The 24,368-nt window shown below is 53.2% G+C and carries 23 protein-coding genes; 10 read left to right on the top strand and 13 right to left on the bottom strand.

Going from position 1 to position 24,368, the window contains the following annotated elements:
* Window positions 1–53: 53 nt before the first annotated feature.
* On the top strand, window positions 54–1,085 hold the full coding sequence (locus tag AC3Y5R_RS03300) for a Mal regulon transcriptional regulator MalI (RefSeq protein WP_158781353.1): 1,032 nt from the start codon (window positions 54–56) through the stop codon (window positions 1,083–1,085).
* Window positions 1,086–1,556: 471 nt separating this feature from the next.
* On the opposite strand, the gene AC3Y5R_RS03295 is transcribed toward AC3Y5R_RS03300, so the two are convergent.
* Window positions 1,557–2,486 carry a LysR family transcriptional regulator gene (locus tag AC3Y5R_RS03295; protein WP_489920122.1) on the bottom strand — a complete coding sequence of 310 codons (930 nt, stop codon included), beginning with the start codon at window positions 2,484–2,486 and terminating at the stop codon, window positions 1,557–1,559.
* Between the two features lie 79 nt (window positions 2,487–2,565).
* Here AC3Y5R_RS03295 and AC3Y5R_RS03290 point away from each other — a divergent pair, with 79 nt between their 5' ends.
* Entirely contained in the window at window positions 2,566–3,432 is an 867-nt protein-coding gene (locus AC3Y5R_RS03290; protein WP_489920121.1) for an SDR family oxidoreductase, read from the top strand.
* 59 nt (window positions 3,433–3,491) lie between these two features.
* Here the strand turns inward: AC3Y5R_RS03290 and AC3Y5R_RS03285 are convergent, their stop codons facing one another.
* Together AC3Y5R_RS03285 and manA are read right to left on the bottom strand one after the other, a co-directional pair.
* Window positions 3,492–4,994 carry a YdgA family protein gene (locus tag AC3Y5R_RS03285; RefSeq protein WP_489920120.1) on the bottom strand — a complete coding sequence of 501 codons (1,503 nt, stop codon included), beginning with the start codon at window positions 4,992–4,994 and terminating at the stop codon, window positions 3,492–3,494.
* Window positions 4,995–5,128: 134 nt separating this feature from the next.
* On the bottom strand, window positions 5,129–6,313 hold the full coding sequence (gene manA / locus AC3Y5R_RS03280; RefSeq protein WP_489920119.1) for a mannose-6-phosphate isomerase: 1,185 nt from the start codon (window positions 6,311–6,313) through the stop codon (window positions 5,129–5,131).
* A 195-nt stretch (window positions 6,314–6,508) separates the two neighbouring features.
* Here manA and fumC point away from each other — a divergent pair, with 195 nt between their 5' ends.
* Window positions 6,509–7,906, top strand: coding sequence for a class II fumarate hydratase (gene fumC / locus AC3Y5R_RS03275; protein WP_489920118.1), 1,398 nt, complete (start codon window positions 6,509–6,511; stop codon window positions 7,904–7,906).
* 61 nt (window positions 7,907–7,967) lie between these two features.
* Here the strand turns inward: fumC and tus are convergent, their stop codons facing one another.
* Together tus and AC3Y5R_RS03265 are read right to left on the bottom strand one after the other, a co-directional pair.
* Window positions 7,968–8,906: a DNA replication terminus site-binding protein gene (tus, locus tag AC3Y5R_RS03270; protein ID WP_489920117.1), complete on the bottom strand. Its 939-nt coding sequence runs from the start codon at window positions 8,904–8,906 to the stop codon at window positions 7,968–7,970.
* 170 nt (window positions 8,907–9,076) lie between these two features.
* A complete protein-coding gene (locus tag AC3Y5R_RS03265; protein ID WP_158781358.1) occupies window positions 9,077–9,478 on the bottom strand; it encodes an H-NS family histone-like protein in 402 nt (133 codons plus the stop codon).
* 660 nt (window positions 9,479–10,138) lie between these two features.
* Here AC3Y5R_RS03265 and AC3Y5R_RS03260 point away from each other — a divergent pair.
* Window positions 10,139–10,564 (top strand): MarR family winged helix-turn-helix transcriptional regulator, encoded by a 426-nt coding sequence (locus AC3Y5R_RS03260; protein ID WP_489920116.1) that lies wholly within the window; start codon window positions 10,139–10,141, stop codon window positions 10,562–10,564.
* A gap of 19 nt (window positions 10,565–10,583) precedes the next feature.
* Window positions 10,584–11,657, top strand: coding sequence for an AbrB family transcriptional regulator (locus AC3Y5R_RS03255; protein WP_489920115.1), 1,074 nt, complete (start codon window positions 10,584–10,586; stop codon window positions 11,655–11,657).
* Between the two features lie 39 nt (window positions 11,658–11,696).
* Here the strand turns inward: AC3Y5R_RS03255 and AC3Y5R_RS03250 are convergent, their stop codons facing one another.
* The 3 genes from AC3Y5R_RS03250 to bhsA (AC3Y5R_RS03240) all read right to left on the bottom strand — a co-directional run bounded on the left by AC3Y5R_RS03250 (window position 11,697) and on the right by bhsA (AC3Y5R_RS03240) (window position 14,775).
* Window positions 11,697–13,739, bottom strand: coding sequence for a choline transporter (locus tag AC3Y5R_RS03250; protein ID WP_489920114.1), 2,043 nt, complete (start codon window positions 13,737–13,739; stop codon window positions 11,697–11,699).
* A 468-nt stretch (window positions 13,740–14,207) separates the two neighbouring features.
* Entirely contained in the window at window positions 14,208–14,465 is a 258-nt protein-coding gene (gene bhsA / locus AC3Y5R_RS03245; RefSeq protein WP_489920113.1) for a multiple stress resistance protein BhsA, read from the bottom strand.
* A 55-nt stretch (window positions 14,466–14,520) separates the two neighbouring features.
* Complete coding sequence (gene bhsA / locus AC3Y5R_RS03240) at window positions 14,521–14,775, bottom strand: multiple stress resistance protein BhsA (protein ID WP_489920112.1); 255 nt, start codon at window positions 14,773–14,775, stop codon at window positions 14,521–14,523.
* Window positions 14,776–15,075: 300 nt separating this feature from the next.
* Between bhsA (AC3Y5R_RS03240) and AC3Y5R_RS03235 the strand changes: the two genes are divergently transcribed.
* Together AC3Y5R_RS03235 and msrA are read left to right on the top strand one after the other, a co-directional pair.
* Window positions 15,076–15,714, top strand: coding sequence for a TetR/AcrR family transcriptional regulator (locus AC3Y5R_RS03235; protein ID WP_158781364.1), 639 nt, complete (start codon window positions 15,076–15,078; stop codon window positions 15,712–15,714).
* Window positions 15,715–15,747: 33 nt separating this feature from the next.
* A complete protein-coding gene (msrA, locus tag AC3Y5R_RS03230; RefSeq protein ID WP_489920111.1) occupies window positions 15,748–16,275 on the top strand; it encodes a peptide-methionine (S)-S-oxide reductase MsrA in 528 nt (175 codons plus the stop codon).
* 89 nt (window positions 16,276–16,364) lie between these two features.
* On the opposite strand, the gene AC3Y5R_RS03225 is transcribed toward msrA, so the two are convergent.
* On the bottom strand, window positions 16,365–17,612 hold the full coding sequence (locus tag AC3Y5R_RS03225; RefSeq protein WP_489920110.1) for an MFS transporter: 1,248 nt from the start codon (window positions 17,610–17,612) through the stop codon (window positions 16,365–16,367).
* 100 nt (window positions 17,613–17,712) lie between these two features.
* On the opposite strand from AC3Y5R_RS03225, the gene AC3Y5R_RS03220 reads away from it, so the two are divergent.
* The 3 genes from AC3Y5R_RS03220 to bioD all read left to right on the top strand — a co-directional run bounded on the left by AC3Y5R_RS03220 (window position 17,713) and on the right by bioD (window position 20,762).
* Window positions 17,713–18,606, top strand: a complete 894-nt coding sequence (locus AC3Y5R_RS03220; RefSeq protein WP_489920109.1) for a LysR family transcriptional regulator — start codon at window positions 17,713–17,715, stop codon at window positions 18,604–18,606.
* Window positions 18,607–18,741: 135 nt separating this feature from the next.
* Window positions 18,742–19,959 (top strand): sugar metabolism global transcriptional regulator Mlc, encoded by a 1,218-nt coding sequence (mlc, locus tag AC3Y5R_RS03215; protein WP_489920108.1) that lies wholly within the window; start codon window positions 18,742–18,744, stop codon window positions 19,957–19,959.
* Window positions 19,960–20,090: 131 nt separating this feature from the next.
* Window positions 20,091–20,762: a dethiobiotin synthase gene (gene bioD / locus AC3Y5R_RS03210; protein ID WP_489920107.1), complete on the top strand. Its 672-nt coding sequence runs from the start codon at window positions 20,091–20,093 to the stop codon at window positions 20,760–20,762.
* A 52-nt stretch (window positions 20,763–20,814) separates the two neighbouring features.
* Here the strand turns inward: bioD and osmV are convergent, their stop codons facing one another.
* From osmV to osmY, 4 genes are all read right to left on the bottom strand, one after another.
* Window positions 20,815–21,954: an osmoprotectant ABC transporter ATP-binding protein OsmV gene (gene osmV, locus AC3Y5R_RS03205; RefSeq protein WP_489920106.1), complete on the bottom strand. Its 1,140-nt coding sequence runs from the start codon at window positions 21,952–21,954 to the stop codon at window positions 20,815–20,817.
* Window positions 21,954–22,601, bottom strand: coding sequence for an osmoprotectant ABC transporter permease OsmW (gene osmW, locus AC3Y5R_RS03200; protein WP_489920105.1), 648 nt, complete (start codon window positions 22,599–22,601; stop codon window positions 21,954–21,956). The genes osmV and osmW overlap by 1 nt, the downstream gene beginning before the upstream one ends.
* A 9-nt stretch (window positions 22,602–22,610) precedes the next feature.
* Window positions 22,611–23,477, bottom strand: coding sequence for a glycine betaine ABC transporter substrate-binding protein (locus tag AC3Y5R_RS03195; protein ID WP_489920172.1), 867 nt, complete (start codon window positions 23,475–23,477; stop codon window positions 22,611–22,613).
* An 81-nt stretch (window positions 23,478–23,558) separates the two neighbouring features.
* Window positions 23,559–24,257 carry an osmoprotectant ABC transporter permease OsmY gene (gene osmY, locus AC3Y5R_RS03190; RefSeq protein ID WP_489920171.1) on the bottom strand — a complete coding sequence of 233 codons (699 nt, stop codon included), beginning with the start codon at window positions 24,255–24,257 and terminating at the stop codon, window positions 23,559–23,561.
* Window positions 24,258–24,368 lie beyond the last annotated feature (111 nt).

Raw genomic sequence — 24,368 nt, 5'->3', positions numbered from 1 at the left:
CTGTATTTTCGCTGCGCTGTGCGCTTTTTTTGCCCGGCCTGAATCGGTTAACTATGTCGCTGAAAAAAATCACTATCAATGATGTTGCCGCCGAAGCCGGTGTCTCTGTCACCACGGTTTCGTTGGTCCTTTCCGGAAAAGGCCGTATTTCGCCAGCCACGGCGGACCGTGTTAATCAGGCTATCGAAACACTGGGGTTTGTGCGTAACCGTTCTGCAGCAATGTTGCGGGGAGGAGGCAGTGGCGTGGTCGGCCTGATTGTGCGGGATATCTGCCATCCCTTCTATGCCGAGATGACGGCAGGGCTGAGCGAAGGGCTGGAAAAAAATGACAAGGTGCTGTTCCTGACGCAGAGCGGCAGCCGGGGGCAGAACATCGATCGCTGCTTCGATTCGCTGGTGGCGCAGGGCGTGGAAGGCATTGTGCTGGGCGGTGGCGCAGAAAATGCTTCGCATCTGGTGGAGAAAGCCCGGGAGCAGGGGATTGCGCTGATCTGCGCGTCACGCGCCAGTAGCCTGGATGAAACTGACTCCATCCGTCCGGATAATCTGCATGCGGCGAAGATGGCAACCGAATATCTGATCAAGCGCGGGCATCACTGTATCGCCTGGCTGGGCGGTTCGGGGTCCTCGCTGACCCGCGCTGAACGCATCGGGGGCTATTGCGCCACGCTGCTGCAGTACGGACTGCCATTTCGCAGCGAATGGATCGTGGAGTGTGGACGCCATCAGCGAGATGTTGCGGACATCACGGAGCAGCTGATCCATCATCATCCCACCATTACCGCCATTCTCTGCCATAACGCCCCGGTCGCGCTGGGCTGTTACTTCGGCCTGCAGCATACCGGCAGAACCATCGGCAAAGGCGCGGTGGACAGCTATTATGGTCAGCAGATGGCGCTGGTAGGATTTGGCGACACGCCGGAAGCGGAGCTGACCGATCCCCCACTGACTTTTATCACCAGCTCGGCGCGGGAAATCGGCCGCAGCGCGGCGGTGCGTTTAATACAAAGAATGGCCCTGCCAGAAGGCGCGGTGCAAAACGTGATCCTGCCTCCGGTGCTTATTGAACGCGGGTCGGCATAAAGAAGGGCGCATAATTTGCGGCTGGGTATCACGGCATTACGATGTCGTGAAATCCAGAGTACTGATCAGCGACTTTTTTTATAACAGACACCATCTGTCCGAACCAAAATCCTTTAACGTGAGTTTTCGTGCCACTGAGCATAATAAGTTTAAAAATTCAAAACCAACAATGAATTAGCATTCAAACATGCGTTTTCGTTCCATTGGCCCTCAACACCATAAACAGATTGGTTTGATACCCGTTTAGCTATCCACCACAGCACGTCAGTATTGGGCGTGGCATAGGAAATATCTGTCCATGTGGGGCTTTGCCTTTTTTAATTGATTGCAGAAAGTGGTGCATACCCTCAGTGCCGGACTGGGGCGTTGCCTGGATGGCAGTCGAACTGATGGATTTAGTGACCGACATCATCTGGTGCCGGGAGTGCTTTTTCAGCAGGGAAGACAATTATCTGGTCGTTATCTGGAAAGTTACTGATTCATTACCTCAGTAAGTACGCAGGAAACAGCCCGCCGGGCTTCTTCAAGCACAGCAGCCACTCTGCTGACCCGGGATATCCCCGCTCGCCTGGCGAGCAGGACTTCAACCGGCGGCGACAACCAGTCAGGAAGAACCTGCACCAGCCCTCCTTCAGCAATATCCCTGCGCACCAGAAAGTCAGGTGCCTCAGTTACGCCGTGGCCGAGACGGGTGAGGCGCAGCAGCATATCAAAGTCCGGAATGGCGAACCGGACTTCACGATCCAGCACAACTTCCTGCTCTCTGTCCCGCTTTTTCTGCAACCGCCATCCTGCATGTGTTGACCGGCCAGAAAAGGCCAGCAGGGGGACATTGTTCAGCTCTCCGACCGATGTTATTTGTGCGGCCGGATGAGTGGGCGCACAGACCAGAATGCGGGAAAAGGATCCTATGTTGCTCGCGACCAGCGCATCATCGCGGATATTGCCTACCCGGATAGCAAAATCGAGAGCCGGATCCTGAAGATCGTCGAGATCATAGCCGGGTACGACTATCAGGGAAATCTCCGGATAGCGCTCTCCGAGTGCCGGAACCAGATACTCGAGCACCGCAGCTCCCAACGGCGGTGAAACCGCCATTCTCACTGTTCCGCGCGGTGCGGAAATCGTCAGAGTTGTCTCCTCCAGAAGCCGGTCTGCCTCAGCCAGTAATGACTGAATGCGCGGCAAAACCTGTTCGCCTTCCCGGGTCAGAGCAACCCGGCGGGAGCTTCGTTCCAGCAGGCGTGCACCCAACCGTTGCTCAAGACGGGTGATTTGCAGCGAAACCGTCGATTTGGAAATACCGAGCGCCTGTGCGGCAGCAGTGATACCGCCATAACGCACCACACAGGCAAAAGCCTGCAGTTCGTAGAAGTCGATTGTTTTAAAATGAGTAACCATGCGTTCGATGTTAGGTGATTGTTCGGTTATTCGCAACGGAGTTAGTCTGGTGCTCCTGAAAACAACCGCAGAGTGAATAATGAAAATACTGATAACAGGTGCCAGCGGGGCTTTTGGTGCGTTGACCGCACGGGCATTGTTAGCCAAAGGTCATCAGCTGGTGGCTACGATGCGCGATGCAGAAGGTCGCAATGCGGGTGAGGCAAACGCTTTACGCGCCGCAGGGGCTACGGTAATCGAAATTGATCTGACAGATGATCAAAGCGTGGAATTGGGGACCAAAGCGGCGATCAATACTTTGGGAGGACTCGATGTGCTGGCCAACGTGGCAGGAACCGGCACTCACGGCCTGAGTGAAGGCTTTACAGCCGATCAGATGCTGGGTCTGTTCGATATTAACGTCGTCGGCGTCCACCGTATGATGCGTGCTGCTCTGCCAACCCTGCGCGAAAAAGGCACCGGTCTGGTGATTAACGTGTCCAGCCTGTTGGGACGCCTGTCGATGCCATTTTATGGCCCTTACAGCGCGACTAAATATGCACTGGAGACGCTGAGTGATACTTATCGCGTGGAGTTGTCGCAGTCCGGGATTGATGTTGTGCTGGTGGAACCGGGCGGCTTTAAAACCTCCTGGATCGGCAATCTGATTCATCCTGAAGACAGTGACCGCCTGAAACAGTATGGTGATCTCGCCAGTGCTGCTGCGCAGGCGCTGGAGAGCTATCAGGCCTTTCTTGAAACCCGACCGGAGCAGGATCCAGCCAGGGTCGTTGATGCCATTGTTAATCTGATTCATACGCCAGCTGGCGAACGCCCAAACAGAACCGTGGTCGATTTTCTGGGGATGGCGGAGCCGGTGAGCATGATGAACGAGAAGCTTGAGCAGGTCACTGCCGGGATTTATCAGGCGTTTGGTACGGAAGGTTTGTTAAAGCTCAAAGTGTAGTGAAAAAAGATTAAAGCTGGAATATGCCCCCGTGAACCGGGGGCATAGAGCGATGAGTGTTATTGCGGCATCCCGGCAGGTGCCACTCCACCGCCCAGCATATAGCGCGCAAGGAACTGGTCGAGAGGCATTTTCTCACCGTTCATCGTCACCTGGCCGGTAGCATACTGCAGGCTGGTGATGATGTTGTTATCCTGCTGCGTAGTCAGCTTGAACATCTGGCCCATCGCCGCCACGCCTTTGACCTGCTGATCCGCCAGTCTGGCCGCATCTTCCTGCTTATAGCCTTCGGCCATTGCCACGTGGGTCATCAGCTCGGTCGCCATATCCATTGAAATGGTCAGCTTGCCGTCCAGCGTTTTCAGCACGTTATCCACCGCCTGGGTGATGTTCTGTGGCTGAGGCGCGCCGGTTGCCGGATCTTTGAAGTGCACTGAGAGGTTGAAGCTGCTCTCGCCCTTGTCATTTTTCCAGCTCAGCGGCGCGATGTTCACTACCGGGTCGCCTTTCAGCAGCAGCGGCAGGTTCGCGCTGAGTACCTGACTCATGCGCTGCTGATACAGCTCCGGATTATCGCTTACTCCCGGCTCATTCAACAGCGACTGCACCTGACGGTTATAGTTTTCAGAGAAGGCTTTCATGCCGTTGGCATCGAACTGCGACAGTTTGATCGCCAGCTTGCCCTGACCGAAGTCCTGATTCTGGATCTTCAGCGAATCCAGTGCGTAATCGATGGTGCCGGAAATCAGGCTCTTTTCAGAACTGAAAGAGGATTTCCCGTTCAGGCCCTGCGCGGTAAACGCCTCCTGGCCATTAACGGCCGCGGTCAGCTTCTGCAGGTTAATGCTCTGATCGCCGATGCGCATTCCTTCCGGACTGAGGTGGGTGTTGGCATTCAGCTTCAGGCCGTTGGCGGTGAACAGAACCGGCATATCCAACTGATTTTTGGTGGTCAGCGCCAGGCTGTCCAGGTCACCGCTGAAATCGACCTTGTCGCCTTTGTCATCAGCGCTGACGTTCAGTTTGCCCCCGTTGGAAGCGAAACGCTCGCCGGTTTGGGCATTGTTGTAATCCACCGGCAACAGGGTGATGTCTGAAGCAGTTGCACCGCCGTAGCCAATGCGGGTATCAGCCTGGATCACAGATTTTCCCTGAGCCATTTCAAACAGCTTCTTCACCGCATCGGTATTTTCCAGCTGGGTATGTACGGAAGCCATACTTGGGATCAGGTTGAATTTTTTCAACTGGGCAAACGGGAAGGGACCATGATCGATCTTCTCATCAAACACAATGCTCTGTCCCGGTTTGATCACCGAGTTATCTTCAGTTTGCGAGCTGGACTGCAACACAATGCGGGCGGTACTGCTGAACACGCCGCGCTGGAAATCCTGGTAGCTCAGCTGCAGGCGGCTTTCTGGCGCCATGTTGTTCATCTGGGCATTAGCGTTCTGCACCAGCTGATCCATATTCTTTTCCAGTTGTTTGCCGGTGAACCATGCGGCTCCGGTCCAAATCACGCCAAGGGCAACAACCACGCCGACAGCTATCTTGGTTTTCTTCATCTGTAAAGTCGTCCTTATCAGTCACTGGCGCCGGCAATTCCTTCCTGCTGGCAAAAGCCCGGCGAAGTAAAAAACGCCATAAAGGCGTTTTTGTTTAATAACTTAAATCATAATAGCAACTGTGGCTTATCACGTCAGCCGCAATCGCTCAGATCGTTGTAAACCCGTGCCACGCGACCCGTGCCGGCCAGGGTTACAGGTGACTGATCTGCCGGGATAAAACAGGATTCGCCTGGCTTCAGCGTCAGATGGCTGTCGCCCTGACCAATCACCACCTGGCCTTCAACGCAGAACAGGATAGCGGCACTTTGCTGGCTGACGGCCTGCGGTATGGCACCGAGCTGATGCAGTGAGAAAGCAAAATCCTCTACCGGCACCGGGAAGCTGAGCGTTTCACCCTGATGCATCGGCTGAGTGAGCAGGCTGGCGTAAGGTTTTGCTTCAAACTTCAGGTTAGCCATCAGCTCCGGAATATCGATGTATTTCGGCGTCAGGCCTGCGCGCAGCACGTTATCAGAGTTCGCCATCACTTCCAGTGCCACCCCTTTCAGGTAGGCATGAGGCGTTTCGGCGAACAGGAACATCGCTTCACCCGGCTGCAGCTCAATCACATTCAGCAGCAGCGGCGAGAATAGGCCGCTGTCTTCCGGGTAGAACTCAGCAATCAGCTGCACGGTATCCCACGGTTCGCCATGCTGGCTGTGCAGGGCAGCTTTCAGGATATCCAGCGCCAGGCTTTTCTCTTCGCCCTGCATGGAAAGCAGGGAGGAGAACAGTTGAGAAAGGCTACTCATCTCAGGAGATTTCAGAAAATGGGCAATGGCCGGATGCGCACCGGCTACCGGCTGCAGCAGCGAAACGATTTCATGCAGCTCGCGGAAACCGTTGATCGCGCGGAACGGCGTCAGGGCAAACACCAGCTCAGGTTTGTGGTTGGCATCCTTATAGTTACGCTCAGCAGCGGAAAGTGGAATGCCTGCTGCGTTCTCTTTAGCAAAGCCAATTTCAGCGGCTGATTTGCTGGGGTGCACCTGGATGGAGAGCGGCTGATCGGCGCACAGGACTTTGAACAGGAACGGCAACTCGCCAAACTTAGTCGCCACTGCTTTACCGAGCAAACGGTCTTTATCCTGTTCAATTACGTCCCGCAATGAGTGCTTCTGTCCATCAACTTCTATAAAGGAAGGACTTTTAGGGTGCGCGCCCATCCACAGCTCGGCCATTGGCTGCTGGGCAGGGTTGGCAATACCATAAAGCTCGGTCAGGGCCTGGCGGCTGCCCCATGCATAATTTTGCAGCGAATTGATTAATTTTTGCATGTTCACTCACAGATAATCCGGTTATCACTCTGCGTATTAAAGCAGAAAACCGCGCCAAAAAGACAATCTTCAGTGCAGGAAGGACGAATGAGTCGCATAATGTTAAATTATTGTATGCCAAACTACGGCCCGTGCTTTACGCCCGCAGGGGCGAATAGAGGGGCTTTATTCATATAATTACCAGAGGAGACACTCATGGCCGCGAATCGCATTGAAAAAGACTCAATGGGCCCCATCGATGTACCTGCAGATAAACTCTGGGGCGCACAGACTCAGCGCTCACTGGAACACTTCCGTATCTCCACAGAAAAAATGCCCGTCGAACTGGTTCACGCGCTGGCGCTGACCAAACGCGCTGCGGCAAAAGTTAACAATGATTTAAAATTGCTGCCGGACGAGCGGGCTCAGGCGATTATTAAAGCCGCCGATGAGGTGCTGGATAATCGGCACGGCAGCGAGTTTCCGCTGGCTATCTGGCAGACCGGTTCCGGCACTCAGACCAACATGAATATGAATGAAGTGCTCGCCAACCGTGCCAGCGAACTGCTTGGCGGCGAGCGCGGTATGTCCCGCCTGGTTCACCCAAATGACGATGTGAACAAAAGCCAGAGCTCCAATGACGTCTTCCCGACGGCGATGCACGTTGCCGCGGTGATTGCTGTGAGGGAACATCTGCTGCCTCAGCTTAAGGTGCTGCAGAAAACCCTTAACGACAAGGCTGAGGCTTTTAAAGACATCGTTAAAATTGGCCGCACGCATTTGCAGGATGCCACACCGCTGACGCTGGGGCAGGAGATTTCCGGCTGGGTGGCGATGTTGAACCATAACCTGAAGCATATTGAGCAAAGTATTCCGCACGTGGCTGAGCTGGCGCTGGGTGGCACGGCGGTGGGGACCGGGCTGAATACCCATCCGGAATATGCCGTGCGCGTGGCAAAAGAGCTGGCAGAACTGACCAGCCAGCCTTTTGTGACTTCACCCAACAAGTTTGAAGCGCTTGCCACCTGTGATGCGCTGGTGCATGCTCATGGCTCGCTGAAAGGACTGGCTGCTTCATTAATGAAAATTGCTAACGACGTGCGCTGGTTATCTTCCGGTCCACGTTGTGGAATAGGCGAAATATCAATACCGGAAAACGAGCCGGGCAGTTCGATTATGCCGGGCAAAGTAAATCCGACTCAGTGTGAAGCGATGACCATGCTGTGCTGCCAGGTGATGGGCAATGATGTGGCGGTGAATATGGGAGGGGCTTCCGGTAACTTTGAGCTGAACGTTTACCGTCCGATGATCATCCACAATTTCCTGCAATCGGTACGCATGCTGGCCGATGGCATGGACAGCTTTAATCACCACTGCGCGGTCGGAATCGAACCGAATCACGACCGGATTTCGCAGTTGCTTAATGAATCGCTGATGCTGGTTACGGCGTTAAATACCCATATCGGCTACGATAAAGCGGCCGAAATAGCTAAAAAAGCACACAAAGAGGGCCTGACGCTTAAAGGGTCGGCGCTGAAGCTGGGTTATCTGACGGAAGAAGAGTTTGATGCCTGGGTTCGTCCGGAAGATATGGTCGGCAGTATGAAATCATAATCCTCCGGGTTCCGGCAGAGCGGAAAATATTCCGCTCTTTTTTTTGCCTGCCGCCTGGCTTTTATCTGCATCCGGGGAGTCTGTTGCTATAAAGGTGTAGCCGCGGGATCACCGGATAAAGGGTTTCCGCCTGCGGTTTGAAACGATGAGTAACATTAGCAGCATCATAATTTAATAACTCACCCAATTTGGGGAGCTGACCGGCATCGGCACACAGCACCAGCAGGGGGGAAGGACAGGCGAGCTGAGTTTGCTTCTGCTGTTGTTTATTCCATACTCTGGCCACTGGCTGAACCTTAACCGGACGCTTAATCTTCAGTCGCGCCTTCGCCGGCAAAGAATTAAGGACGGCTATCTCACTGTCTAATTTTTCAGCCCACTGTTCACGCGACCAGGGAGCCATAGCGCGGCCGGACTGCACACTTTTTTTTAGTTTATCGAGGATCGAATCCCGGGTGACATTCTTAATAATATGCTTATTCGCCCAGCCGAATCGTACCGAGTCAACCCCTTCCACCAGTGTTATTGTCCTGTAGGCATTCAGCGTTATAAGCCCGCGAAGGTGCTGGTGCACAAATTCAAATCTTTCTTCACTGGAGACACCGGAATCAACGGTTATTATCTGTTCCAGCCTTGCTTTCAGCGTATTAATCGTGTCGATTTGCTGTTTCAGCAGGTTGGCTTCATCCGCACTGGCTTCTACACAAATCGCGCCGGGAAGGCGAACCGCGGATTTAGTGCTCAGGGTTTCAGACTGGTGTTGCATAAAAAGACGGCTGTAATGAGTTAGTGCCATTTGTAACGCCGGTTGTGCCAGATGCTGCACGACTTTTATTTCATTTAGTGGCTCGTGCTCCTGGCCTTTTTTTATTGGGGGAAGCTCAAACACCCGGGCTGCCAGCAGGCGCTGCTGTGGAAGCTGGTAGGTAAAAGAGGCGAGGGCAGCTTCCAGTCTGGCCACGCAGCGGTGCAGTTCATCAACAGCATCATATCGGCTCATAGCGACTCTCTTAGTTACAACATGCTCATAAGGGTAGCAGAAGCGGAAATAATTTTCAGCGTCAACAACTGGGTAGAAGAAATTATATGACAGGTAGAAGAACGGTATAAAGAAGAGAAGAGAGAGAGGAAAGAAGAAGCCACGCCGGGGTTAACCAGCGTGGTGGAAGATTAGATCAGGAAATCTTCAAGTTTCTTACCAGCATCCAGCGCCTGCTTAATCACAGCCGGGGTACGACCCTGGCCGGTCCAGGATTTGGTTTCGCCATTTTCGTCAGTGTACTGGTATTTAGCCGGACGTGGAGCACGCTTAGCACGAGATTTGCCGGAAGTATTTTCAGCAGAAGTCAGTTCGCTTAAATCAATGCCGTCGTCCAGCAGCATCTGACGGTATTTTGCCAGTTTCTCTTCTTTTTCCTTGATTTCAGAAGCGATAGCCGCTTCTGCATCACGGCGTTCGTTGACAACCGCTTCGAGTTTTTCCAGCATCTCTTCAAGTTCAGTTAAAGAAACTTCACGAGCCTGTGCACGAAGGGTTCGAATGTTATTTAATACTTTCAGAGTTTCGCTCATAAAGGAATCCGTAGCGTTGGGTGGTTTAAAATTAATCAGTGTATGAATCGAAGACCAGTGTACAGACAAATTCGTCAGTTAAAAACACCTAATCAACAAAATATCTCTTTATTTAAGCGGTTTTTCATATTTTTTGCGAATGACCCCGAAGAAAATGGAAATATATTTACACTTATTGGGAATAGTCCTACACCTTAAACCATGCTGAGGTTGAGCGAATGAACTGCCTGACGGTGGGGTTTAGTCGATAATTGCAGCGGATTTATGTCACATTTTAAATTGAATTAAATGGTCCCGATTTGCGTTATCGTCCTCTTCGGGGACAGAAATTTATTCAATTTGCGACAGCACCGTAACACTTTCTATTTAAGACCATCACCCTGAGCTGTCACGATTAAGAGATTATCGTTTGCTCAGGATAGAAGGTGGGGCTGCACAGACACGGAAAGTAGCACAGCAAAGAATCACTTTTTTAGTTACAACATACTAAAAGTGACATTTAATTTGTCGCGTCAGTACCGATGTTCATAATTAGTAAAGTGTAGCTTCTGGAGCAGTGCACACATTACTGTGCAGGAGAAAGAAAAATATGAAGCTAACCTTTGTAGTTTTCCTTGGCTTATGTCAGGATAAACAATTCGCCTCTCCGGACTGAAAATCATGAAAAATCTCCCGGCAACCGCTGCCGACCTCCGCGACGTCATAGGGCGTTTGCGTCGCCGCCTGCGTGAACAGGCTCCTCCAGGCGACCTGACCTGGTCGCAAATTTCCGCCCTTGGCCACCTGTATCGCATGGGCCCGGCGACCGTCACCGAACTGGCCCTGCTGGAAGGGATGCGCCCACAATCTATGGGGGCCATTATCACCGTACTGGAAAACGCCGGCTTGCTGGTCGCGCTGTCCGATCCTGCCGACGGCCGTAAAAAAGTGTATTCCCCCAATGAAGCCTGCCGGAGATTAATAGAAGAGAACAGGGCGCAGCGGGATGACTGGCTGGTGAAAACTATCCAGAACAAATTTTCACCCGAAGAACAGCAACGGCTCAGTGAGGCGGTTGAATTGTTAGCCCGCCTCGCTGACGCTTAATTTCCAACCGGAGAACATAATGAAAACCCCTCCCTTGCGCTGGTTCTGGCTGATTCTGGTTTCGGCCGTGGTCGTTGTTGCGTTGGAAAGCCTGCATTTACCTGCTGCACTATTATTGGGACCGATGGCTGCCGCCATTGTGTTTGCTGCCAGAGATAAACCGCTGGTCATCCATCGCCATTTATTTTATCTGGCGCAGGGCGTGGTCGGCAGCATGATTGCCAGAGCCATTCCTGCCTCGGTATTTATAGAAATGGCAAAAAACTGGCCGTTGTTTGCTGCCAGTATTCTTTCAGTGATTGTTGCCAGTACCTTCCTGGGTTGGTTGCTGACCCGTTATCAGGTATTACCCGGTTCCACAGCGATATGGGGATCTTCTCCGGGCGCGGCCACTGCAATGACATTAATGGCTGAAAGTTACGGTGCCGATGTACGCCTGGTGGCTTTTATGCAATATCTGCGGGTGGTGATTGTTGCAATTGCAGCAACGCTGGTAGCAAGGGTCTGGGCACCGCCGCCGTCCGCTTCCGCACCGTCAAGCTTTGATATTATCCAGCCGGTTGCCTGGGGGCCGTTTGGCGTGACGCTGGTATTAATTGCTTGTTGTGTGATTGCCAGTCGTTATCTGCGCATTCCAGCCGGGCCCTTATTACTCTCTCTGGCGGGCGGGATTATTGCTCAGGACACTCATCTGCTAAATATTGAGTTACCTCCGGCGTTACTGATGGTCTCTTATGCTTTGATTGGCTGGAGTATTGGCCTGCGGTTTAATCGCGCGATCCTGTTATATGTTGCTAAAGCATTACCGCGCCTGCTGCTTTCCATCTTCAGCCTGGTCGCGATTTGTGGTGGATTTGCGTTTCTTCTGGTGCATTTTGCGGGCATTGATCCACTGACCGCCTATCTGGCGACCAGCCCCGGTGGGGCTGATTCGGTGGCGATCATCGCTTCTTCCAGCAACGTGGATATTTCGTTTGTGATGTCGATGCAGACCGGGCGTTTTCTGCTGGTGCTGATCACCGGACCGGCGCTGGCAAGATGGATGGCAAATACCATGGCGGCCCGTCAGGCGAAGCAGGGGGAAAATGGCTGATAGCATAAAGGCCAGACTGCGGAAGTCTGGCCTTTAAGTTTATGACACTTCCGGGAATGGCATGGTGTTCCCCGGCGCTTCCCGGTGGATATGCAGGAAGGTCAGGTGACGCTCGTACTGGTCGAGGATGTCATTGATGATTTGTTCTTTGGTGTAATCCATCAGGTCATTGCCCTGAGTGCCCTCCAGCAGGAAGGTTTCCAGCCGGAAGTAATCAGACTTGCCGCTGCGTGCCCGGTAGGTAAAAGCCGGAACGGAATAACGCTGTGGCCAGATTTGATACAGGAAACTTTGTTCGTCGCCCAGCGTGACCAGCATCTCCAGATGGTTCAGACGTTCATCTTCCTGCGGTGGCAGTTCACTGACCTGCACCTGCGCACCACGACGTTTCAGCTCCAGCGCCACTTCTTCCATCGCCGGACGGCAAACGGTATCCAGCATCTTGCGGGTATGAGTGCTGCCCGGATAGTTCATCACGCGCGAGATACGTTGCTTCCAGTTCAGGCGGTCTTCCCGTGAAACCGGTACCGGCGGAGTACTGACGGCATTGCTTGCCCTGCGATGGTCTTCAACCCGCAGGGATTTGTACAACCCGGCCATTACAAAGAAAATTACAAAGCTGAAGGGCAGGCCCATGATCACCGTGGTCTTCTGTAACGCAGTGACGCCGTTCACCATCAGCATGCCCAGCGTCAGCAAACCGATCGCCAGTGACCAGAAAATCCGCAGCCAGTTCGGCGCGTCACTGTTGATATCGCTCAGGCGCGAGGTGAAATTACCCAGCACCAGCGAACCGGAATCTGCCGAGGTCACATAGAACAACAGGCCGGTGATGGTTGCTACCGAAGCACTGAAGGTAAATGCCGGATACTGGGCCAGCAGGCTGTAAAAGCCGCGTTCCGGGTGTGCCAGTGTCTCCTGCGCAAAGCCCAGGTTGCCGTGAATGATCTCATTCAGCGCGCTGTTGCCGAAAATCGACAGCCACAGCAGTGTGAAGATAAACGGAATGGTCAGCGTTCCTACCACAAACTGGCGGATGGTGCGGCCACGGGAGATACGCGCAAGGAACAGCCCGACAAACGGCGACCAGGCAACCCACCAGGCCCAGAAAAACAGCGTCCAGTTGTTCATCCACTCCGTCGGTCGGTCGAAGGCAAAGCTGTTCAGCGTCATGCTCATAAAGCGATTAATGTAGTCGCCCACGTTGAGCACCAGTGCGTTCAGCAGGAAGCTGGTATCGCCCATAAACAGCACGAACAGGATCAGCCCCAGTGCCAGCAGCACGTTCAGCTCCGACAGAATACGGATACCTTTATTGACACCGGAGGTTACGGAAATTGTCGCCATAATCACCGACAGGGCAATCAGCGCCGCCTGGGCGGTCAAACCTTCAGGCACGTGGAACAGAACCTTCAGACCGTAGTTCAGCTGGACCACACCGATGCCCAATGTGGTGGCAATACCAAAGATGGTGCCGATCACCGCGGCAATATCAACAGAGTGACCAATAGGGCCGTTAATGCGTTTGCCAAATATCGGGTAGAGCGCCGAACGAATGGTTAATGGCAGGCCGTAGCGGTAGCTGAAGTAGCCCAGCGCAATGCCCATCAGCGCATACATTGCCCAGCCGGTCAGGCCGTAGTGGAACAGTGTCCAGACCATCGCCTGGCGCGCTGCTTCCATTGTCTGACCCTGACCTTCCGGCGGCATCATATATTGCGTCACCGGCTCCGCCACGGAGAAGAACATCAGGTCAATACCGATGCCAGCGGCAAACAACATTGCTGCCCAGCTCATCAAACTGAATTCGGGTTTTGACTGCTCCGGCCCGAGCTTGATGGAACCAAAGCGCGAGGCTGCAATCAACACCACGAAAACGATATACACGGTGGCCGCCAGTAAATAATACCAGCCGAAAGTATTGGAGACCCACTCAAGGGTATTGTTGATCCATCTGTCGGATAAATCAGTGAAGAAAATTGTGGTCAGGGAAAATAGCAGGATCAGTACTGCAGAAGTATAAAAAACCACGGGATTAATGCGGTCTTGCTGCTCTTTTCTGGGTATTTCAGTTACCGGCATACCATCTCCGAAAAAAATGAACGGGAAACCGTCTCTCTTCGCAAAGCGTGCCTTAGCGCATACTGGGAAACATCCGCCGCATATCCGCTAACTACACTGAGGAAGTTGACAGGATTTATGAATTATTTTATTGATTAGTGGGAAGTTTTCTTACATTTTTTGCACCTCTCATACAGATTGTTGTTAACAAAGTGGGGATTATGATAAGTTTTATTGATTGAGCATTCAATTAAAAATAAATTTTGTCACAGAGCCAGGGTAATAACACTCATTCAGAGTGTGGTTTAATTTTGTTGCGGAAATTTCTGGTCGTCAGAAATAAACCATGCCAAGAGAAGGGTTATTGGTTTAAGGATATTCCACCGGTGAGGAGAGGGATGTTTTCCGGAGATTTTTTATTGAGAGTAAAATAAAGCCGCCAGTGGCTTAGCACTGGCGGCATTCGCGATAATACTGGCTGGCAGACGATTAATTATAGATGACGGCTGTGCCATGCAGGTTGTTCTGACCAGAGGTCGAAGTGATGCGAAAAGATTTCGCGCCCGCCAGTTCGGCCTTCTCCGAGAGTTGGTTTTCCAGAGAGGTCAGGTTGGTGCTGCCCGTTGCGCTGATTACGCCAACTTTTTGCTGATTGGCTGGGGCGCTTTCAACCTGATCGGCGGCCAGGCTGGCAAAGGAAATGGAACCTAAAACTACAGCAGCTAAAGCGAATTTAATGTTTTTCATGACGATACCCTTAATTTTAAAATTCTGATTTGGAAGCAAAGCTCAAACGGTGCAATTACTGATAAATCACTGCAGTACCATGCATGCGGTTATTCCCGGTGGTGCTGTTGATGCGGAATGATTTAGCGCCCGCTGCATCAGCTTTTGCTGCAAGTTGGGATTCCAGTGAGGACAGGTTGCTGCCGCTGGCAGACACTACGCCGACCTGTTCCTGATGGGCAGGTTCTGTACCGACCAAATCGGCTGCAAAGCCAGCGAATGAAACGGAAGTCAGTGCGATGGCGGCCAGGGTCATTTTGATGGTTTTCATGATTTTTTCTCTCTTTGTATTCGGTTAAATTCATGTCTGCGTCGTTATTAATTAACGATCGATAATTAAATGTTATTCCCCGGTAATCACTTCGTCAATGTTATTTTATTATCGATCGTTAATTTAATCTCTAAACCTATGATAAAAAATGATTTAAACTTTCAAAAAAAAGCTTAAGGCAGGGAGCTCATCCTGTTATGAGAGGCATTTTTCACAGACTGAGAAGGGACTCGACAGCAGCGGTCAAATTTTTTTATAATGATCGGTAATTTATTCGCCGACGGCAGCAAGTGAGGAACCATGAGCGATCAGGATATCTGCACACGTAAGGGTCGGGGAAGGCCAAAAACCTTTGATCGGGAAGCAGCGTTAGATAAAGCATTGCTCCTGTTCTGGCGTCATGGTTATGAAGCCACTTCGCTTTCCGATCTTGTTGAAGCAACGGGGGCCAAGGCTCCCACGCTGTATGCGGAATTCACCAATAAAGAGGGGATGTTCCGTGCCGCGATTGACCGCTATATAGAAAAGTATGCGGGTCAGCGTAAAGCGGCGCTTGCCTGTCCCGAAAGCTGCGTGGCCAAGGGCGTTGAAAGTTATTTCCGCTCCACGGCTGCCTGCTTCACTGAGGGAGGCAAACCGGCAGGCTGCTTCTTTATCTGCACGTCCACCGCGCTTTCGGCAGAGTCGACAGAAGTGGCAGATATGCTGCGGGCACGCCATACCAGCCAGGAAAACGATCTGCAGACCTTCCTGCTGGCCAGACAGCAACTGGGTGAACTGCCTGCGCAAACCAATATCACTGCTTTATGCGCTTATCTTGGCTGTTTGTTGCAGGGGATGTCAGTACGCGCCCGGGAAGGGGCCAGCCGTGCGGAACTGGATAGCATTATTGATACACTTATGCTGCAATGGCCCGCGTTAAGCAAGCTTGGTACCTGATTACCGGGCGGCGTTGTAAAAGAGGAGTTAATCATGACAATTGAGTATGCAACCATCGCCGGGGGCTGCTTCTGGTGTACCGAAGCGGTGTTTAAACAGATCAACGGCGTTGAGTCGGTGGAAAGTGGGTATATTGGCGGCCATCTACCAAATCCAACTTATCGTCAGGTTTGTGCCGGAGATACCGGTCATGCAGAAGCGATTCGTCTGGGGTTTGATCCGGAAAAAATCAGCTACGGCGATCTGCTGGATATCAGCTTCGCCACCCACGATCCGACCCAGTTGAACCGTCAGGGTAACGATATTGGCACCCAGTATCGCTCAGCGATTTTTCCGGCCGATGAAGCCCAGGCTATTGAAGCCAAAGCGGCAATTGCCCGTGCCCAGAGTGAACAGAGCGATCCGGTTGTTACCACTATTGAAACCGGTGAATGGTATCCTGCTGAAGACTACCATCAGAATTACTGGGAAGGTGAAGGTCAGGAAAACCGGTATTGCCTGGCGGTGATCCCACCAAAATTGCAGAAGCTGCAGAAGCGTTATGCTAACCGCACTAAATAAGACTTTGCCTTCGGGGGCGTAATCAGTATCAGAAAGGCCCTCCATTGTGATCAGTCCCGCGCTCTCTGTAGTGCGGGACTTTTTTATTTCTACAGCTTTCTGCTCTTCAGACGCACCGCCACCAGCAGCGCAATCGCCAGCAATGCGGTGATAAACACGGTAATGCCGTGCCAGCCAAAGTGATGCCAGAATACGCCGCCCAGCGTGCCTGCCAGGCTTGAGCCCAGATAGTAGCTGAACAGATAGAGCGAAGAAGCCTGCCCCTTGGCGCGACGGGCGCGTGGGCCAATCCAGCCACTTGCCACCGAGTGTGCCGCGAAGAAACCTGCGGTAAACAGCATCATGCCCACCAGAATCAGCCACACTGAGCTGAGCAGAGTAATCAGTACGCCCACAATCATTATCGCCGTTGAGAACAGCAACACCGGCGCACGACCGAATTTCGCGGTCATCGCCCCGGCCTTTGGCGAACTCCACGAACCGGTGAGATACACCACAGACAGCAGGCCAACAATCGCCTGGTTCAGCGAATAAGGCGGGGCCAGCAGGCGATAGCCAATATAGTTAAAGAGGGTCACGAAAGCACCCATCAGCAGAAAACCTTCGGCGAACAGTAGTGGCAGGCCGCTGTCGCGCCAGTGCAGGCGAAAGTTAATCAGTAAACTGCGAGGCTTCAGTGAGGCAGGGCGAAAATGTCGGGAAGGCGGTAAAATTTTCCAGAACATCAGCGCCGAAGCCAGGGCGAAGCAGCCAATGGCGGCAATGGCCACGCGCCACGAACTGAAGTCGGTTATCACTCCGCTGAGCAAACGTCCGCTCATTCCCCCGATAGAGTTACCGCTGATATAGAGTCCCATCGAAAAGGCAATCACGCTGGGATGGACTTCCTCGCTGAGGTAGGTCATGCCCACTGCGGCAACGCCGCTCAGCGACAAACCGGTCAGCGCACGCATAATCAGAATGCCATGCCAGCTGGTCATGGTGGCGGACAGCAGCGTACAGACAGCCGCCAGCAGCAGCGCGGTGACCATCACCGATTTCCTGCCGATGGCATCTGACAACGGGCCGGTGACCAGCAGGCCAAGCGCCAGCAGGCCGGTCGAAATGGACAGTGAAAGGCTACTGGTGGCCGGGGAAACGCCAAACTCCTGAGAAAGCACCGGCAGAATGGGCTGCACGCAATAAAGCAGGGCAAAAGTGGCCAGCCCGGCAGAAAAGAGTGCCAGGGTAACGCGCATATACTGCGGCGTACCACGTCTGATGTACTCAATGGAAGGTTGTCCGGAAGGGCGCTTAACGCTGTCATCCAGCGTGGCGGTTTGCGAGGAGCGGTTCACTGCAAATCCTTTGAAAAGGTGAAAAATCATTCTGTTAACTGTAAAGAGGGATTAATATGATGTCTAATCTATTAATAATCTTGAATGATACTTTTAAAATATGAATATCGAGCTGCGCCATCTGCGTTACTTTATCGCCGTCGCGGAAGAGCTACATTTTGGCCGCGCCGCGCAACGTCTGAACATCTCCCAGCCGCCGCTGAGCCAGCAGATTCAGATGCTGGAGCAGCAAATCGGTGCCCGGCTGTTCGCCCGTACTAACCGCAGCGTGCAGCTGACTGCTGCCGGTGCGCAGTTTCTTGCCGATGCCCGGCAAATTATGCAGAACGTTGTCACCGCGGCGGATAAAGCCGCCAGGCTGCACAGGGGAGAGGAAGGGGAGCTGCGGATTGGTTTTACCTCATCCGCACCATTTATTACTGCGGTTTCGGATGCCTTGTTCACTTTCAGGCAGCGTTACCCCGGCGTTCATATCCGTATGCAGGAAATTAACACCCGCCAGCAGATTGAGCCGCTGAACGAGGGGCGGCTGGATCTGGGCGTCATGCGCAACACACCGCTGCCAGAGACGCTGGACCACCAGTTAATGTTGCGCGAACCTTTGTGCGCGGTTGTTCACCATGCTCACCGGCTGGCACAGCGGGAAACTATCTCCGTCACGGATCTGGACGGCGAACCTTTTGTTTTCTTCGATCCGCAGGTGGGCACAGCGCTGTATTCGGAAACGCTGACGCTGCTGCAACGCTACAATATCTCCCCGGCGATAGCTCAGGAAGTGGGAGAGGCGATGACCATTCTGGGCCTGGTGGCGACCGGCCTGGGCGTTTCCATTCTGCCGGCCTCATTTCGCCGTGCCCGGCTGAAAGAGGTAAGCTGGATCCCGCTGCAGGAAGAGGATGCCTGGTCCGAAGTCTGGCTGGTGTGGTCTGACCGGCGTGAAGTCAGCGCGGTGATGAAACATATGAAAAACCTGCTGCTGAAAGTGTCTGAGTGAGTGTTAATCAGACGTTTAACCCGCTTTTATGTGCTGCAAATCACATTCCTAATCAAATATTTGACGCAGTCCGGTAAGTGTTTCACCATGGCCAGAAGGTTTATTTAGAAGCGCGAAAATAAGTGAGAGCAGGGCGTGATAACGGACAGTCAACCTGGCCATATCGACCAGATTAAACAGACTAATGCAGGCGCAGTGTACAGGCTGATTGATCGGTTTGGTCCCATTTCGCGTATTGAACTGGCCCGCAAAGCCCAGCTGGCTCCTGCCAGCATTACCAAGATAGTGCGCGAAATGCTGGAAGCTCATCTGGTGCAGGAGACGGAGTTTCATGAAGCTGGCAGCCGGGGACGTCCGGCCGTCGGGCTGATCCTTGATACCGTTGCCTGGCACTATCTTTCCGTCCGTATCGGGAAAGGGGATATTACTCTGGCACTGAGAGATTTAAGGAGCCAGATGGTGGTGGAAGAGACTCTTCCGCTCCCCGTAGACGATCCAAAGCCGCTGCTGAACCGGATTATCAGTGAGATCGATAGCTTTTTCATCCACCACCAGAAAAGACTGGAGCGGCTGACCGCCATTGCCATTACGCTGCCAGGCATAATGGATGCCGCACAGGGAATTGTTCACCGCATGCCTTTCTATCACGTCAGTGAAATGGCACTCGGGCCGGAGCTGGAAAAACGGACGGGTCTGCCAGTCTATATTCAGCATGATATCTGCGCCTGGACCCTGGCTGAGTCGCTGTTTGGCGCCTCGCGAGATACCAGCAACGTGATCCAGGTAGTGATTGACCATAATGTCGGGGCCGGGGTAATTACTGGCGGACGTCTGCTGCACAGCGGCAGCAGTACGCTGGTCGAGATAGGTCACACCCAGGTCGATCCTTACGGCAAACAGTGCTATTGCGGTAATCATGGCTGTCTGGAAACGGTGGCCAGCAGTCAGAGCGTGCTGGAGCTGGCTGCTCAACGCATGCAGGCCTCGCTCAGTACGCTGTTGCATAATCAGCCGCTGACTACTGAATCGCTTTGTGACGCGGCGCTGGCTGGCGATCAGCTGGCGAAGGATATTATTACCGGCGTGGGGCACAGCGTCGGCCGTATTCTGGCTATTATGGTTAACTTATTTAATCCTCAAAAAATCCTGATCGGTTCACCACTGAACCGGGCGAAGGAGATTTTACATCCGGCCATTACCGACTGCATTCGTCGCCAGTCTCTTCCCGCTTACAGCCATGAAATCGTCGTTGAGCCGACCCAGTTTCATAACATTGGCACCATGCCGGGCGCTGCGCTGGTCAAAGATGCGCTTTATAACGGCACGCTGCTGGTGAAATTGCTGCAGGGCTGACGATATCTCTTTATTGCTAAAAAGATTGCGCTAACGCAAGCTGCTTTTCCGGCCCATGGCCTAAGATATCTGCTTTGAAATTGTTAATTATTATTTATCATTTCTCATCGGAGCAGATTGTGGAGAGCGGTATGTTAAAGCGTTTATTTGTTACGGGGACCGATACCGAAGTAGGTAAAACAGTGGTCAGCCGTGCGCTCCTGCAGAAGCTGTCCGCAGGAAACAAACGGGTGGCAGGTTACAAACCTGTGGCCAAAGGTAGCCAGCAAACTGAAGCCGGCCCGCGTAATAAAGACGCGCTGATCCTGCAATCTTCCTCATCTCTTGTCTTACCTTATGCGGCCATCAATCCGGTCACTTTGCTGGCCGATGAGATCAGCACCAGCCGCGATACTCTTATTGACTACCGTACTCTGAGCCAGGGGCTGCATTACCTGTGTGACCAGGCGGATCACGTGGTGGTGGAAGGCACCGGAGGCTGGCGCAGCCTGATGAATGATATGCGTCCGTTATCGGACTGGGCAGTGGAAGAGAAACTGCCGGTGGTGATGGTGGTGGGCATCAAACTGGGCTGTATCAGCCACGCGCTGCTGACCGCGCAGGCCATTATTAATGACGGGCTGCCTCTGCTGGGCTGGGTGGCAAACCGCATTAATCCGGGGCTGGCACATTACGCCGAGATCATCGATGTGCTGAGCAACAATATTCCGGCACCAATTATGGGAGAGCTGCCTTATCTGCCAAGGGCGGAAACGCGCGATCTGGCGAAGTATCTGGATCTGAGTGGTGTGGGCAGAGGGTAATTCGGGGAGTGGGGTAAGAAGAATTTGCGGCTTCCCTGCCGCACTCTCAGCATCAGGCCATATTCAGCGCGCGGCGCGTACGGCCTGAGCTGAGATAGTCAGCAATGTAATCCTGGGAAATCTCACCGCTGTAGCGGCCATCCTCATCGACAATCGGCATCCATGTGGTGTTGTGCTCATACAGCTTAGACAGCACCACGCGCAGGTTCTCTTCCGCACGGCCTGTCACTTTAAACGTATGCAGCATGTCAACGCAGGTTCCGCTGGCGTTACGTGCTTCGCGACGCTTCACAAAGCCCAGAGGTTTGCCCTCATCGTCAACCACGGTAATTGAACGCATATCGTTGTCATCCATGGTGCCAAAGGCTTCAGTCAGCGTGGTTGTACGTTTGACGGTAATGGTTGGCTGCTGATCGGTAACGTCGCCAGCAGAAACCAGCAGCAGACGTTTCAGCGTGCGGTCCTGGCCGACAAACGATCCAACGAAGTCATTGCGCGGCGTTGCCAGCAGCTCATCCGGACTGGCGCACTGCACTATTTTCCCCTGGCCAAACACCGCAATCCGGTCACCAAGTTTCAGTGCTTCATCAATATCGTGGCTGACCAGCATCACTGTTTTCTTCAGCTGACGCTGCATGTCCAGAAACTCATTCTGGATCACCTCCCGGTTAATCGGGTCGACTGCGCCGAACGGTTCATCCATCAGCAGTACCGGTGGATCTGCGGCCAGAGCACGGATCACCCCGATACGCTGCTGCTGGCCGCCGGACAATTCGCGTGGGTAGCGCTGCAGGAACGTTTTCGGATCCAGCGCCACCATGCTCATCAGCTCACTGGCGCGGTCGCGGCAGCGTTTTTTGTCCCAGCCCAGCATCCTCGGCACCACGGTGATGTTCTCTTCAATGGTCATGTTCGGGAACAGGCCAATCTGCTGGATCACATAGCCAATGTTACGGCGCAGCGTGACCGTATCCAGTCCACTGGTATCTTCGCCATTAATAAAAATTTTGCCGCTGGAAGAGGGGATCAGGCGGTTAATCATTTTCAGCGTGGTCGATTTGCCGCAGCCGGAAGGGCCAAGCAGCACGCACATTTCGCCTTCCGGCACATTAAGGCTGACATTATCAACGGCGTTAATCGGATTGCCGTTCTTTTGCGTAAAGGTTTTGGTGAGGTTTTCCAGTTTTATCATTATCGAATCCCCTTAGGAGTCAGCGCCAGCTGCAAACGATGCAGCAGCCAGTCGAGAATAATTGCCAGCAGACAAATCATCAGCGCGCCTGCAATCAACATACGGATGTCACTGCCGCTGATGCCGTCAAGCAGCAGCAGGCCCAGACCACCCGCACCAATAACGGCGGCAATCGCCATCACGCCAACATTCATTACCACAGCGGTACGGATACCGCCGAAAATGACCGGCAGTGCCATCGGGATTTCCACCCAGCGCAGACGCTGCCAGAAGGTCATGCCAATCCCCCGGCCTGCTTCGCGCAGCCCGCCGGGCAGGTTCTCCAGCGCGGTATGGGTATTGCGCACAATCGGCAGCAGTGAATAGAGAAACACAGCGGTCACGGCGGGTAACACGCCTATACCCTGTCCGATCATCGAAAATAGCGGGATCATCAGGCCGAAAAGGGCGATTGACGGGATCGTCAGGACGATGGTTGCCAGCCCCAGTACCGGGGTTGCCAGCCATTTATACCGCACAGTCATGATGCCGACCGGTACGCCGATGATGATGGCGAGGCCGACGGCCAGCCCAACCAGCCACAGATGCTGAAGGGTGAGGCTGCCTAAATAACTCCAGTTATTAATAATATAATGGATAGTGTCCATTCATCCTCCTCAGATCAGGCCTTTAGATTTCAGGAAATCGCTCGCCACCTGCTGTGGAGACTGATGATCAATGTCCACGCGCTTATTCATCTCGGTGATTGCTTCATCGGTGATCAGCGGCGACAGGCTGTTCAGCGCATCGGCCAGACCCGGGTGGGAGTCGAGCGTTTCTTTGGTGACAACTGGGGTTACGGCATAGCTCGGGAAGAAACCTTTATCATCCTTCAGCACTTTCAGGTCGAAACCTTTCACGCGGCCATCGGTGGTGTAAATAAGACCGGCATCCACAAAGCCATCACGCACTGCGTTATAGACCAGACCGGGGTCCATCTGGCGGATCTGCGGCCGATCCAGCTGCATGTTGTAAGCTTTCTGCAGTGGCTTAAGGCCATCAGAGCGGCCGGCAAACTCCAGATCCAGACCCAGCATCCAGTTATGGTCCGGATCGTTTTTGCGGATATCCTCAATTTTTGCCACCAATTGAGACATGGTGTCGATATGCTCAGATTCAGCCCGCTTGCGCTGCATCGCGAAAGCATAGGTATTGTTCATCGGGGCAGGGTTGAGCCAGACCAGGCCCAGTTTTGCATCCAGCGTTTTCACCGTGTTATAGGCTTCCTGCGGGGACATCGGCTTGTTGATATGGTTGAAAATAATCAGCGAAGTGCCGGTATATTCCCATGTCATATCAATCTGCTTGTTGATCATCGCATTACGACCAATGGTGGTGGCGATATTGGTTTTAGGTTCAATCTGGAATCCTTTCTTGCGCAGATAGAGCGTGGTGAGCGCTGAAAGAATATGTTGCTCGGTGAAACTTTTGGTCGCCATCACAATAGGTGCGGCGGCCGAGACGGTGGCAGTGGCTGCCAGCATGACACTCAGTGCCAGTGCGGTATTGCGGACCCAGCGGGTCAAAGGGGTGGCCTTCGCCATAATCAGCTCCTGATTGTTCTTTTATACGGCGGTATGTGGGCTGAGCACGCGGCCCAGGCCAGCCAGCAGCATATCGAGGATCAGCGCAAACAGGGCTGTTGCCGCTGCGCCGAGGATAAGCGTCGGGAAGTCGTTCAGGTAAATACCCGGGAAGATCAGCTCGCCGTAGCTGCTGGCGCCAATCAGGAACGCCAGCGGGGCAGTGCCGACGTTGATGGCGGTCGCGACACGGATCCCGGAAAGCATTACTGGCCAGGCGTTTGGCAGCTCGACCTGACGCAGGCGCTGGCCTTTGGTCATACCGATGCCGTTGGCGGCCTCAATCAGAGAAGCCGGAACTGAGCAGAGTCCGGAATAAGTGTTACGTACAATGGGCAGTAGTGAGGCCAGGAACAGGGCAATAACGGCCGGGCGATCGCCAATCCCGATAATTACCATCGCCAGAGCCAGAACGGCCAGTGGCGGAAGAGTGTTTCCGACGTTAAAGATTTGCATGACATACTCTGCCCAGCCGCGGGCAAAAGGTCGGCTGAGGAGGATGCCGCTGGGAATACCAACCAGTAGCGCGAACAGCATTGACCAGAACACCAGTTTCATATGCTGTTGTCCCAGATAAACCAGGTCGACCTGTCGGGCTTTAATAGTGTCCAGGCCCAGTCCATAAACCAGCAGGGCGACCACCACGATAATAAACAGCACGGCAAGTAAGGCGCGCCGCATGAGCGTTGCGTTTTGCATGGAATCCACTCTCCCTGAAAATCAATAAATAACTCTTCTGGCGCTTTTTTGTTATCAAGCGGTAAAAAGTGCTTTAAAAGCTATAGCAGTCTC

The sequence above is a fragment of the Erwinia sp. 009765445 genome (assembly GCF_058137865.1).
The sequence above is the reverse complement of the archived record's forward strand: the minus strand, read 5'-3'. Positions and strand labels throughout refer to the sequence as shown.